This window comes from Cupriavidus sp. USMAHM13, from assembly GCF_001854285.1.
GTDB lineage: Bacteria > Pseudomonadota > Gammaproteobacteria > Burkholderiales > Burkholderiaceae > Cupriavidus > Cupriavidus malaysiensis.
This window is the reverse complement of sequence record NZ_CP017751.1, coordinates 3,822,366-3,834,262: the sequence shown is the minus strand read 5'-3', so window position 1 is coordinate 3,834,262 and position 11,897 is coordinate 3,822,366. Positions and strand designations below refer to the sequence as shown.

Genomic DNA, 11,897 nt, shown 5'->3' with positions numbered 1-11,897 from the left:
AAGGCGGGCAATCGAAGGTAAAATCTATCGCATACCCAGATTTAATTGATTGCCATGACGCTCACCGAACTCAAGTACATCGTCGCCGTCGCGCGCGAGCGCCATTTCGGCCGGGCGGCCGAGGCCTGCTTCGTGTCGCAGCCGACCTTGTCCGTGGCCATCAAGAAGCTGGAGGACGAGCTCAACGTGCAGATCTTCGAGCGCGGCACGTCCGAGGTGTCGGTGACGCCGGTGGGCGAACAGATCGTGGCGCAGGCGCAGCGCGTGCTCGAGCAGACCATGGCCATCCGCGAGATCGCCAAGCAGGGCAAGGACCCGCTGGCCGGTCCGCTGCGCGTGGGCGTGATCTACACCATCGGGCCCTACCTGCTGCCCGCGCTGGTCAAGCAGATGATCGAGACCGTGCCGCAGATGCCGCTGATGCTGCAGGAGAACTACACGGTCAAGCTGATCGAACTCCTCAAGCAGGGCGAGATCGACTGCGCCATCATGGCCGAGCCCTTCGCCGATTCCGGCCTGACCGTGCAGCCGCTGTATGACGAGCCCTTCGTGGTGGCAGTACCGCGCGGCCACCAGCTGGCCCAGGTGTCCCAGGTCGATCCGGACGAGCTGAAGCAGCAGACCATGCTGCTGCTGGGCAGCGGCCATTGCTTCCGCGACCATGTGCTGGGCGTGTGCCCCGAGCTGTCGCGCTTCTCGCAGGCGGCCGACGGCATCCAGAAGACCTTCGAGGGTTCGTCGCTCGAGACCATCCGCCACATGGTGGCCAGCGGCGTGGGCATCACCGTTCTGCCGCGCACTTCGGTGCCCGACATGAAGCCCAAGAGCGACATGCTGGCCTACGTGCCCTTCGCCGACCCGGTCCCCGACCGCCGCGTGGTGCTGGCCTGGCGCAAGAGCTTCACGCGCCTGCCCGCGATGCAGGCGCTGTCCGCCGCGGTAGCTGCCTGCGAGCTGCCTGGCGTGCGCAAGCTGGTCTCCAAGGAACTGGCCGAGGCCGCCTGAGCCCGGTCCCGGCGCGGCGCCATCCTGCCGGCGCCGCCGGCACGCGCGCATGTCCCGGCATCTCGTCGGATAGCCGTCGGCATCCCGCCGGACTGGATTCCGGCGGCTTCGCTTCTTTCCCGGCTCTCACGGGTTTGTGACGCGGCGGGCCTCGGCCCGGCCGGAGCGGGTCGGATGTGTTTTAGTTTTTTACTATTGATTCAAGGTAAATATTCAAATTTACCAATCATGCGGGTTTCCTTAGACTTCCTCCATCGACACCGCCAGCGCAAGCCGGCCTCAGGAGCCCGACATGAACCGCTTCCACCTGCCTTCCTTGCGTGCCATCGGCCGCGGACTGGCCGCCTGCCTGGCCAGCTATGCCGCGGCGAAGTGAGCGTACGCGCCGCGTACCACCATCGTGGTCGCCAACTGGAGGAACCTCATGATTGCCACTTTCATCGATACCTGGCGCGGGATGCGCATTGCGGCCATGCCGGGCGCCACGGAGGCGGCGCGCCTGCGCCGCAAGCTCTGGCGCAAGGAGATCGGCCTGGCCGTCTCGATGCTGGGTGCGGCGGTGGTGCTGCACGACGCGGCCCGGGCCCTGCACGGTGTGCTGAGCTAGCAGCGCCGCCCCCGGGCCTGCCATCGAGTAGTGCCATAATGCACGGGCGATGCCGCCCGCCGCCAGCCGGCGGCATCCGCGTGACCTTACCGGAATGATGGAGCGAAGCAAACCATGGCAAAGAAGAAAGAGATGAGCGTGAACATCGGTATCGCCGACAAGGACCGCAAGAAGATCGCTGAAGGCTTGTCCAAGCTGCTGGCCGATACCTACACCCTCTACCTCAAGACGCACAATTTCCACTGGAACGTCACCGGCCCGATGTTCAACACGCTGCATCTGATGTTCGAGACGCAGTACAACGAGCTGGCGCTGGCGGTGGACGCCATCGCCGAGCGGATCCGTGCGCTCGGCTACCCGGCGCCCGGCACCTACAAGGAATACGCCCGCCTGTCCTCGATTCCCGAAGAGGAGGGCGTGCCCGACGCGACCGACATGATCCGCAAGCTGGTGGAAGGCCAGGAAGCGGTGGTGCGCACGGCCCGCTCGATCTTCCCGCTGGTCGATGCCGCTGCCGACGAGCCCTCGGCCGATCTGCTGACCCAGCGCATGCAGACGCACGAGAAGACTGCGTGGATGCTGCGTTCGATGCTGGCCTGACGGCCAGGTCCCGGCCGGCGCCCGCACGCCGGTCTCCCGCCCCGCTGCCGCTACGGCCGCGGGGTGCCGGCGTTGCGGCGCGGTGCCCTGGCTGGCACCGGCCGGGCGCGCCGATCTGCTTTTCCTGTCGGCCCTGCTAGGGTCTGCTTCCGCCCCTGCGGCACTCCTTGTCGTTTCCACCCATGTCTTCCGCCATACCCTCCCAGCCTCCCATGCTCGAACGCCTTGCCCTCTATATACGGCTGGTCCGCATCGACAAGCCGATCGGCACGCTGCTGCTGCTGTGGCCCACGCTGTGGGCGCTGTGGATGGCGGCCGACGGCTGGCCGGGCTGGCAGTTGTTCTGGATCTTCACCGTCGGTACCTTCCTGATGCGCTCGGCCGGCTGCGCGGTCAACGATTGGGCCGACCGGGATTTCGACAAGCACGTCAAGCGCACCAGGGAGCGGCCGCTGACCGCGGGCCGCATCGCGGGATGGGAGGCGCTGATGGTGGCCGGCGTGCTGTCGCTGCTGGCCTTCCTGCTGGTGATCCCGCTCAACGGCCTGACCAAGTGGCTGGCCGTGGTCGCGCTGTTCATCGCGGGCAGCTACCCCTTCTTCAAGCGCTTCTTCGCCATCCCGCAGGCCTACCTGGGCATCGCCTTCGGCTTCGGCATCCCGATGGCCTTCGCCGCCGTGCAGGGCCAGGTGCCGGTGCTGGCGTGGGTGATGCTGGTGGGCAATGTGTTCTGGGCAGTGGCCTACGATACTGCCTACGCGATGGTCGACCGCGACGATGACCTGCTGATCGGCATCAAGACCTCGGCCATCACCTTCGGCCGCTTCGATGTGGCGGCGATCATGATCTGCTATGCGGTCTTCCTCGGCCTGATGGCCTGGGCCGGCCTGCAGCTTGCGCTCGGCTGGCCCTACTGGGCAGGGCTGGCGGCGGCGGCGGCCTGCACGGTGTACCACTACACGCTGATCCGCGGACGCGAGCGCATGCCGTGCTTCGCCGCCTTCCGCCACAACAACTGGCTGGGTGCGTGCGTGTTTGCCGGGGTGGCGTTGTCGTACTGCCTGCGCTGAGGCAATCGTCACCATCGGGGCAGTGCCGATGCCAGTACGTGGCGCCTGCGCCTGCGCTCTCTCCCGGCCCCTCTTCCGCAAGCGGGGGAGGGGAGACAAGCAGCGCGGCGCGAGTCCTCAATCCTTGCCGAACTCCGCGCCCATCTCCGCGCCGCGCGCAGCCGCCGCGTGCATGGCGCGCACGAAGGCGTCGGCGATGCCGGCGCCTTCCATGGCCGTCAGCGCCGCGTAGGTGGTACCACCCTTGGACGTGACCCGCTCGCGCAGCGTGCCGACCGGTTCGGGCGACTGTCCCGCCAGCGTGGCGGCGCCACGGAAGGTCTCGACCGCCAGCTGGCGGCCCTGCTCGGCCGACAGGCCGAGTTCGGTGGCGGCGCGCTGCATGGCTTCGATGAAGTAGAAGACGTAGGCCGGGCCGCTGCCCGAGATGGCGGTGACCGCGTCGATCCGGGCATCGTCCTCCACCCACAGGCATTGCCCGACGGCCTCGGCCACCGCGGTGGCGATGGCGCGTTCCCGCTCGCCCAGGCCGGCCGCGGCGGCCAGGCCGGTCATGCCCATGCCCGACAGCGCGGGCGTGTTGGGCATCGCGCGTACCAGGCGGGTGCGGCCGCCCAGCCAGCGCTGCATGTCCTGCAGGCGGATGCCGGCGGCCACGCTGATGATCAGGGGATCCTTGCCGCCGGCCTGCAGCAGGTCATGCAGCGGGGCGGTGGCGTCGCGGAACTGCTGCGGCTTGACCGCCAGCACCAGCACGTCGCTGGCGGCGAAGGCCGCGTCGGGCGCTGCCGCCGTGTGTACGCCGAAATCGCGCGCCAGGCGCGCCTGCGCCTCCGGGAAGGGGTCGGCCACGCGGATGGCGCCGGCTGGCACGCCGCGCGCGACGAGGCCGCCGATCAGCGCGCTGGCCATATTGCCGCCGCCGAGGAATCCGAAGCTAAGGGTGTCGAGCATTGCTGTGTCTCGCGAAGAAAAGTGGGGAAGCGCAGGGGGCGCCGAAATTGCGCGGCCCGTCCTCAGCCGTGCGGCGCGGGCGCGGGGCGCGAACCGAAGATGGCCGTACCGATGCGGACCAGCGTGGCACCTTCGGCAATGGCCGCTTCCATGTCGCCCGACATGCCCATCGACAAGGTGTCCACATCCAGGCCGGCCTCGCGCAGCGAGCCCAGCAGTGCGCGCAGGGCGGCGAACGGCAGGCGCTGGGCCGCCGCATCCGCCGCCGGTTCCGGGATGGCCATCAGGCCGCGCAGCCGCAGTCCGGGCAGGGCCGCCACCGCCTGCGCCAGCGCCAGCGCCTGTTCCGGCGCCACGCCGCTCTTGCTGGCCTCGTCGCTGATATTGACCTGGATGCAGACCTGCAGCGGCGCCATCCCGGCCGGACGCTGCGCCGAGAGCCGCTCGGCGACGCGCAGGCGGTCGATGGCGTGGACCCAGTCGAAGTGCTCGGCGACCAGCCTCGTCTTGTTGCTTTGCAGGGGACCGATGAAGTGCCAGGCGATCTGTTCGCGCAGGTCGGCGAGTGCGACCACCTTGGCCACGCCTTCCTGCACGTAGTTCTCGCCGAAGGCGCGCTGGCCGGCAGCGAAGGCCTCGCGCACGGCCCCGTCGGGGAAGGTCTTGGAAACGGCCAGCAGCGCGACTGCGCCGGCCGGTCGGCCGGCTTGTTGTGCGGCCGCCGCGATGCGTCCGTTGACGTCTTGCAAGTTGGCGGCGATTACAGACATAATCCGGCGGACATGGCAGGGAGAAGCGGGCGGCGGAAGTTCAAGTCGGCAGGACCTGTCAGCATAAAAACACGAAAAAGCTGTACCAAAGAATGCAGTTCCGGGCGCGGGGCGCTGACCCGCAGGCGCGTGCCGGCACGCAAATTTCCGGGTGGGGTCATTATAGATGGACATCGCGCAGCTATTGGCTTTCGCCGTCAAGAACAAGGCCTCCGATCTCCATCTGTCGGCCGACATGCCGCCGATGGTGCGGATCCACGGCGACATGCGCCGCATCAATGTCGCCGCGATGGCGCACAAGGATGTGCACGCCATGGTGTACGACATCATGAGCGACACCCAGCGCAAGGCCTATGAAGAGCGCCTCGAGGTCGATTTCTCCTTCGAGATCGCCGGCCTGTCGCGTTTCCGCGTCAACGCCTACAACACGCAGCGCGGCGCTGCCGCTGTGTTCCGCACGATTCCGTCCAAGGTGCTCACGCTGGAGGACCTGCGCGCGCCCGCCGTGTTCGCCGACCTGTGCATGAAGCCACGCGGCCTGGTGCTGGTCACCGGCCCGACCGGCTCGGGCAAGTCGACCACGCTCGCGGCCATGGTGGACCACCGCAACGAGCACGACATGGGCCACATCCTGACGGTGGAAGACCCGATCGAGTTCGTGCACCACTCGAAGAAGAGCCTGATCAACCAGCGCGAACTCGGGCCGCACACCCATTCCTTCGCCAATGCGCTGCGCTCCGCGCTGCGCGAGGATCCGGACGTGATCCTGGTCGGCGAGCTGCGCGACCTGGAGACCATCCGGCTGGCCTTGACCGCCGCCGAGACCGGCCACCTGGTCTTCGGCACGCTGCATACCAGCTCCGCGGCCAAGACCATCGACCGCGTGGTCGACGTGTTCCCGCCGGAGGAGAAGGACATGGTGCGCACCATGCTGTCGGAATCGCTGGAGGCGGTGATCTCGCAGACGCTGCTGAAGACGCGCGACGGCAATGGCCGCACCGCGGTGCACGAGATCATGATCGCCACACCCGCCATCCGCCACCTGATCCGCGAGAACAAGATCGCGCAGATGTATTCGATGATGCAGACCAGCAGCGGGCTGGGCATGCAGACGCTGGACCAGGGGCTGACGGACCTGATCAAGCGCGGCGTGATCCACTACGGCGACGCGCGCGCCATCGCCAAGAATCCCGACGCCTTCACCGGCGGCTGAGGCCGGCGGGAGGACGTGCCGCCGAGGCACCTGCCGCCCGCCTTACGCAACACGTACCACGCACAACCGCAGGACTGCGCCATGCTCGATCGCGAATCCGCCGCCAAGTACATCCACGAGCTGCTGGTGCTGATGGTAGGCAACCGCGGCTCGGACCTGTTCATCACCGCCGATTTTCCGCCGGCGATCAAGGTGGACGGCAAGATCACGCCGGTCTCGCAGCAGCCGCTCAACGTCACCCAGGCGCTCGGGCTGGTGCGGGCCATCATGAACGAGCGGCAGATCGCCGAGTTCGACGACAGCCACGAATGCAACTTCGCCCTGTCGGTGCCCAACGCCGGGCGCTTCCGCGCTTCGGCCTTCATCCAGCAGGGCAAGGCCGGCATGGTGCTGCGGACCATCAATACGCGCATCCCCACCGTGGCCGAACTCGACCTGCCGGCCACGCTGCACGAGATCGTGATGTCCAAGCGCGGCCTGGTGATCGTCACCGGCGCCACCGGCTCGGGCAAGTCGACCACGCTGGCGGCCATGCTGGATCACCGCAACGCGCAGTCCTACGGCCACATCATCACCATCGAAGACCCGATCGAGTACGTGCACGCCCACCAGAACTGCATCGTCACGCAGCGCGAGGTGGGCATCGATACCGAAAGCTGGCACGTGGCGCTGAAGAACACGCTGCGCCAGGCGCCCGACGTGATCCTGATCGGTGAGATCCGCGACCGCGAGACCATGGAGTACGCGATGCAGTACGCCGAGACCGGCCACCTGTGCCTGGCCACGCTGCACGCCAACAACGCGAACCAGGCCATCGACCGCGTGGTGAACTTCTTTCCCGAGGAAAAGCGCCAGCAGTTGCTGATCGACCTGTCGCTGAACCTCAAGGCGATGATTTCGCAGCGCCTGCTGCCGCGCAAGGGGCGCAAGGGCCGGGTGCCGGCGGTGGAGATCATGATCGGCACGCCGCTGGTGGCCGACCTGATCTTCAAGGGCGAGATCCACGAGCTCAAGGAGGTCATCAAGAAATCGCGCGAGCAGGGCATGATCTCTTTCGACCAGGCGCTGTTCGACCTGTACGAGGAAGACAAGATCAGCTACGAGGATGCATTGCGCAATGCCGACTCGCTCAACGACCTGCGGCTGATGATCAAGCTGCACAGCACCAGGAACCGCGACGGCGACCTGGCCGCCGGCACCGAGCACCTGAACGTGATCTGAGCTGCCGCGCGCACGCGGGGCGCGGCCGCGCTATGCTGTGGCCGTCTTTATCCCGACAACTTCCCGAGTCCCCGTCATGAGCCATGTCTACCAGTTCGAGGCCGAATCGCTGGCCGGCCGGCCGGTGCCGCTGTCGCAGTTCCGCGGCAAGGTGCTGCTGATCGTCAATACCGCCAGCGAATGCGGCTTCACGCCGCAGTACGCCGGCCTGCAGGCGCTGCAGGAAACCTATGCCGGGCAGGATTTCGACGTGCTCGGCTTTCCCTGCAACCAGTTCGGCAAACAGGAGCCGGGCGACGCAGAACAGATCGCGCAATTCTGCGACACGCGCTTCCGCGTCAGTTTCCCGATGTTCGCCAAGATCGACGTCAAGGGGCCGGCTGCCCACCCGCTGTACCGCTGGCTGACGTCGGAGAAGCCCGGCGTGCTGGGCACCGAGGCCATCAAGTGGAATTTCACCAAGTTCCTGCTGCGCCGCGACGGCAGCGTGTTCAAGCGCTATGCGCCGACCACCAAGCCGGAGGAACTGAAGCGCGACATCGAGGCGCTGCTGGCGGAACCGGCTCCGGCAGCCTGACGAAGCGAGGGTCCTGAAATCCCGGATTCGGCATGCCGGCACCGCCGGCCTGCCTCCGGCGCTGGCTGGCGCCCCCGCCGCTCCCCGCTGCTACCCGCTGCTACCCGCCGCTGGCCTGCACCGCCCGCAGGAAGCCGTTCAGCGAGCGCTCGGGCGTTTCGTGGAAGCGCGCTTCCAGCATGCGGATGGCGCGGCAGCGGTCCAGGCGGAAGCTGCGGTAGTCCGTGCGCGCCGTGCACCAGGCGGCCAGCAGCCAGGCGTTGCCCCAGAAGAAGAGGCCGAGCGGCTGCACCACGCGCTCGGTGATGCGTTGCTGGGCGTCGCTGTAGTCGAGCTCCAGCAGGCGCTGTTCGCCCAGCGCCGCATGGACCACGTCGAAGGTGTCGCGCACGTGCGCCGGGTTGACGAATTCCGGCGCGAAGATGCGGCTCTGCTGCGCCGCGATGCGGCGCGCCGGCGGTAGTGCCGCCACCAGCTTCTCCAGCGCCGGGTCGGCCGCCGCCGCCAGCGCGCCGCCGCCCCAGGCCTTCAGCAGGCGCAGGCCGGCCACCATGGCCTCGACCTCGAGCGCGCTGAACATCAGCGGTGGCACGTCGAAGTCGGCGCGCAGCCGGTAGCCGATGCCGGCCTCGCCCTCCACCGGCACGCCCGACAACGACAGCGCCTGGATATCGCGGTAGACGGTGCGTTCGGACACGCCCAGCCGCTGCGCCAGCAGCGCCGCCGTGGTCAGGCGGCGCCCGCGCAGCACCTGGACGATCTGGAAGAGACGGTCGGCGCGTCGGCTCATGCGGCAGCCGTTCAGCCTTGTGCGGCGCCCGCGGGCGGCTCGTGCACGCCGATGCGGTTGCCTTCGCTGTCGGCGAAGTGGGCGATGCGGCCGATGTTGTCGGGCAGCAGCAGCGGTCCGAACACCACCTCGCCGCCGGCCTCGCGCACGCGCGCCAGCAAGGCGTCGAGGCGGGGTGCGTGCAGGTAGGGCAGGGGACCGCCGGTGCTGGGGCGGAAGCCCTCGCCGGCCACCAGGGCGCCGCCCGGGTCGGTATTGGGGAAGATCGCCATGTCGAGGTCGCTCATCGACTCGCGCTTGAGGCGGACGTCGAGCACCTGCTCGTAGAAGCGCACGGCGCGCGCCATGTCGTTGACCGGGATCTCCAGCCAGTTGATCAGACCGTGTTGCATGATGCCTCCTGAGGTCGGCGGTTGTGGAGTTCGCATCATGCGCGGCGGCTCCTGACAGCGTGCTGTCAGTATCGTGCGCGCCGCTTCAGCGTGGCATCCATGCCGCCAGGATGGGGACCAGGATGGCCGTCAGCACGCCGTTCAGTCCCATTCCCAGCGCCGAGAAGGCGCCGGTTTCCTGGTTCACCTGGAAAGCGCGCGCGGTGCCGATGCCGTGCGCCGCCACCCCGGTGGCGAAGCCGCGCACGCTGTCGTCACGCACGCCCAGCAGGTCCAGCACGCCGGAGGCGCTGACCGCGCCGATGATGCCGGTCAGCATCACCAGCACGGCCGTCAGCGAAGGCAGGCCGCCGATCTTCTCGGCCACGCCCATGGCGATGGGGATGGTGACCGACTTGGGCGCCAGCGACAGCAGCGTCTGCGGCGAGGCGCCGAGCAGCCAGCCGATGCCGACCGCTGACACCACCGCCATCAACGAGCCGGCGAACAGGCCGCCCAGCAGCGGCAGCACATGGGTGCGCAGCTTGGGCAGCTGCAGGTAGAGCGGTACCGCCAGCGCCACCGTGACGGGGCCCAGCAGGAAGTGCACGAACTGGGCGCCGTCGAAATAGGTCTGGTAGGGCGTGCCGGTCACCGTCAGCACGGTGACCAGCAGTGCCACGGCGATCATCACCGGATTGGCCAGCGGCGAGAAGCGCGCGCGCTCGTAGATGCGGTGCGCGAAGACATAGGCCAGCAGCGTGGCGGTCAGCCCCAGCAGCGGCGTGGCGGCCAGATAGACCCAGATCTCGTTCAGGCGCGGCGTCATGGTCATGGCTGCTTCCCTCCCTCGGCGCGCGCGGCACGGCGCATCAGCATGCGCGTGACCAGCGCGGCGGTGGCGATCGCCAGCCAGGTCGACAGCACCAGGGCGACGGCGATCGGCAGCCACTCGCCCTCGATGCGCCGCGCGTGCACCATGATGCCGACGCCGGCAGGCACGAACAGCAGCGACAGGTGCTTGAGCAGTTCGCCGGTGGTGGGTTGGATCACGGGCAGCAGCCGGTCGTCGAAGACCAGCCAGCCGAACAGCAGGATCATGCCGATCACCGGGCCGGGCACGGGCAGGTGCAGCGCGTAGCTGATCACCTCGCCGATGGATTGGAAGATCAGCAGGATGGCGAAGGTCTGGAGCATGAAAATTCTGGCCGGCCGGAAGCCGGAGGGACGCGATCGGCGGATATGGTACTCCAGGGGGGGAGGGCTGGGCCTCGTTCCTGTGCCAATCGGTTGGCTTCGTCATGCGTGGCGCCTTGCTGGACCACCCCTCTCCCCAAGCCGCTCCTCGTACGGGGAGAGGGAGCCAAGACCTCGTGCTTGGCGCGTGGTGTTGGCGTATCTCGACGGCTTCGTCCCGCGTAACGGGCTTCGCGCCGCGCCGCCGTTTTCGCCTACCCCAGCACCCGGTCCACCAGCTCGATCCAGTGCATCACCGGCGTCCCGGTCCCACCTTGCAGGTGCGTGATGCAGCCGATGTTGGCCGAGACGATGGCTTCCGGTTCGCAGGCCTGCAGCTTGGCCAGCTTGTCATCGCGCAGGCGCAGGGACAGTTCCGGCTGCAGCACCGAGTAGGTGCCCGCCGAGCCGCAGCACAGGTGGCTGTCCGCGCATAGCCTGACCTCGATGCCGAGCCGGCCCAGCAGCGCTTCGACCTTGCCGCGGATCTGCTGGCCGTGCTGCAGCGTGCAGGGTGGGTGGTAGGCGACGCGCCGGCCTGCGCGCGGCACGGTGCCGGCCTGGGCCTGCAGTTCGTCGGCGAAATCGGGCAGGACCTCGCTGAGGTCGCGCGTCAGCGCGGAGACGCGGCGCGCGCGCTCGGCGTAGCGCGCGTCGTCGCGCAGCAGGTGGCCGTATTCCTTGACCAGCGCGCCGCAGCCCGAGGCGGTCATCACGATGGCTTCGGCGCCCGCTTCGATGTGTGGCCACCAGGCATCGATATTGCGCCGCATATGGTCGAGGCCGCCGGCGTGGTCGCCCGTGTGGTAGCGGATCGCGCCGCAGCAACCGGCTTCGCGCGCCGTCACCAGTTCGATGCCGAGGCGGTCGAACACGCGCGCGGTGGCGGCATTGATATTGGGCGACATGGCGGGCTGCACGCAACCTTCCAGCAGCAGCATCTTGCGTGCGTGGCTGCGACGCGGGCGCACGCCGGCGTCCTGCAGCGGCGGCACCTTGGCGCGCAGCGCGGCGGGCAGCAGCGGCCGCGCCATCTGCCCCAGCCGCAGCGCGGAGCCGAACAGCGCGGGACGCGTCAGGCCTTCGCGCAGGACCCAGCGCAGCGCACGCTCGCCGGCCGGGCGCAGCTTGCCGGCGGCGGCCAGCCGTTGTTCGACCACCTCGCGCCCGATATCGACCAGGCGGCCGTAGCGCACCCCCGACGGACAGGTCGACTCGCAGTTGCGGCAGGTCAGGCAGCGGTCCAGGTGCAGGCGCGTCGATTCGCTGACCGGCTGGCCTTCGAGCACCTGCTTCATCAGGTAGATGCGGCCGCGCGGCCCGTCCAGCTCGTCGCCGAGCAGCTGGTAGGTGGGGCAGGTGGCGGTGCAGAAGCCGCAGTGCACACACTTGCCGACGATGGACTGGGCTTCCGTGCCCTCGGGTGTGTCGCGGAGAAAATCGGCCAGGGTGATTTGCATGGTCTCGGTGCCGTGTGGGTCAG

The 11,897-nt window shown here is 68.4% G+C and carries 14 protein-coding genes; 7 read left to right on the top strand and 7 right to left on the bottom strand.

Annotated elements, in window-relative coordinates:
- Positions 1–54 precede the first annotated feature (54 nt).
- The 4 genes from BKK81_RS16940 to ubiA all read left to right on the top strand — a co-directional run bounded on the left by BKK81_RS16940 (position 55) and on the right by ubiA (position 3,282).
- Positions 55–1,005: a LysR substrate-binding domain-containing protein gene (locus BKK81_RS16940; protein WP_071015342.1), complete on the top strand. Its 951-nt coding sequence runs from the start codon at positions 55–57 to the stop codon at positions 1,003–1,005.
- Positions 1,006–1,429: 424 nt separating this feature from the next.
- Entirely contained in the window at positions 1,430–1,612 is a 183-nt protein-coding gene (locus tag BKK81_RS16935; RefSeq protein ID WP_071015339.1) for a hypothetical protein, read from the top strand.
- 114 nt (positions 1,613–1,726) lie between these two features.
- Positions 1,727–2,212, top strand: a complete 486-nt coding sequence (locus BKK81_RS16930) for a Dps family protein (protein WP_071015337.1) — start codon at positions 1,727–1,729, stop codon at positions 2,210–2,212.
- Positions 2,213–2,424: 212 nt separating this feature from the next.
- A complete protein-coding gene (gene ubiA, locus BKK81_RS16925; RefSeq protein ID WP_071015334.1) occupies positions 2,425–3,282 on the top strand; it encodes a 4-hydroxybenzoate octaprenyltransferase in 858 nt (285 codons plus the stop codon).
- 117 nt (positions 3,283–3,399) lie between these two features.
- On the opposite strand, the gene proC is transcribed toward ubiA, so the two are convergent.
- Positions 3,400–4,236: a pyrroline-5-carboxylate reductase gene (gene proC / locus BKK81_RS16920; protein WP_071015330.1), complete on the bottom strand. Its 837-nt coding sequence runs from the start codon at positions 4,234–4,236 to the stop codon at positions 3,400–3,402.
- Between the two features lie 62 nt (positions 4,237–4,298).
- Positions 4,299–5,006: a YggS family pyridoxal phosphate-dependent enzyme gene (locus BKK81_RS16915; RefSeq protein ID WP_071015327.1), complete on the bottom strand. Its 708-nt coding sequence runs from the start codon at positions 5,004–5,006 to the stop codon at positions 4,299–4,301.
- Between the two features lie 166 nt (positions 5,007–5,172).
- Between BKK81_RS16915 and BKK81_RS16910 the strand changes: the two genes are divergently transcribed.
- From BKK81_RS16910 to BKK81_RS16900, 3 genes are all read left to right on the top strand, one after another.
- Positions 5,173–6,219 (top strand): type IV pilus twitching motility protein PilT, encoded by a 1,047-nt coding sequence (locus BKK81_RS16910; RefSeq protein ID WP_071015324.1) that lies wholly within the window; start codon positions 5,173–5,175, stop codon positions 6,217–6,219.
- A gap of 81 nt (positions 6,220–6,300) precedes the next feature.
- On the top strand, positions 6,301–7,440 hold the full coding sequence (locus BKK81_RS16905; protein WP_071015321.1) for a PilT/PilU family type 4a pilus ATPase: 1,140 nt from the start codon (positions 6,301–6,303) through the stop codon (positions 7,438–7,440).
- Positions 7,441–7,516: 76 nt separating this feature from the next.
- Complete coding sequence (locus BKK81_RS16900; protein WP_071015318.1) at positions 7,517–8,017, top strand: glutathione peroxidase; 501 nt, start codon at positions 7,517–7,519, stop codon at positions 8,015–8,017.
- 100 nt (positions 8,018–8,117) lie between these two features.
- Here BKK81_RS16900 and BKK81_RS16895 read toward each other — a convergent pair whose 3' ends face one another.
- The 5 genes from BKK81_RS16895 to glcF form a co-directional block, all read right to left on the bottom strand.
- Positions 8,118–8,807: a helix-turn-helix transcriptional regulator gene (locus tag BKK81_RS16895; RefSeq protein ID WP_071015316.1), complete on the bottom strand. Its 690-nt coding sequence runs from the start codon at positions 8,805–8,807 to the stop codon at positions 8,118–8,120.
- An 11-nt stretch (positions 8,808–8,818) separates the two neighbouring features.
- A complete protein-coding gene (locus tag BKK81_RS16890) occupies positions 8,819–9,199 on the bottom strand; it encodes a VOC family protein (protein WP_156811314.1) in 381 nt (126 codons plus the stop codon).
- Positions 9,200–9,284: 85 nt separating this feature from the next.
- A complete protein-coding gene (locus BKK81_RS16885; RefSeq protein ID WP_071015311.1) occupies positions 9,285–10,007 on the bottom strand; it encodes an LrgB family protein in 723 nt (240 codons plus the stop codon).
- A 2-nt stretch (positions 10,008–10,009) separates the two neighbouring features.
- Complete coding sequence (locus tag BKK81_RS16880; RefSeq protein WP_071015309.1) at positions 10,010–10,375, bottom strand: CidA/LrgA family protein; 366 nt, start codon at positions 10,373–10,375, stop codon at positions 10,010–10,012.
- Positions 10,376–10,629: 254 nt separating this feature from the next.
- Positions 10,630–11,874: a glycolate oxidase subunit GlcF gene (glcF, locus tag BKK81_RS16875; protein ID WP_071015306.1), complete on the bottom strand. Its 1,245-nt coding sequence runs from the start codon at positions 11,872–11,874 to the stop codon at positions 10,630–10,632.
- Between the last annotated feature and the right edge of the window lie 23 nt (positions 11,875–11,897).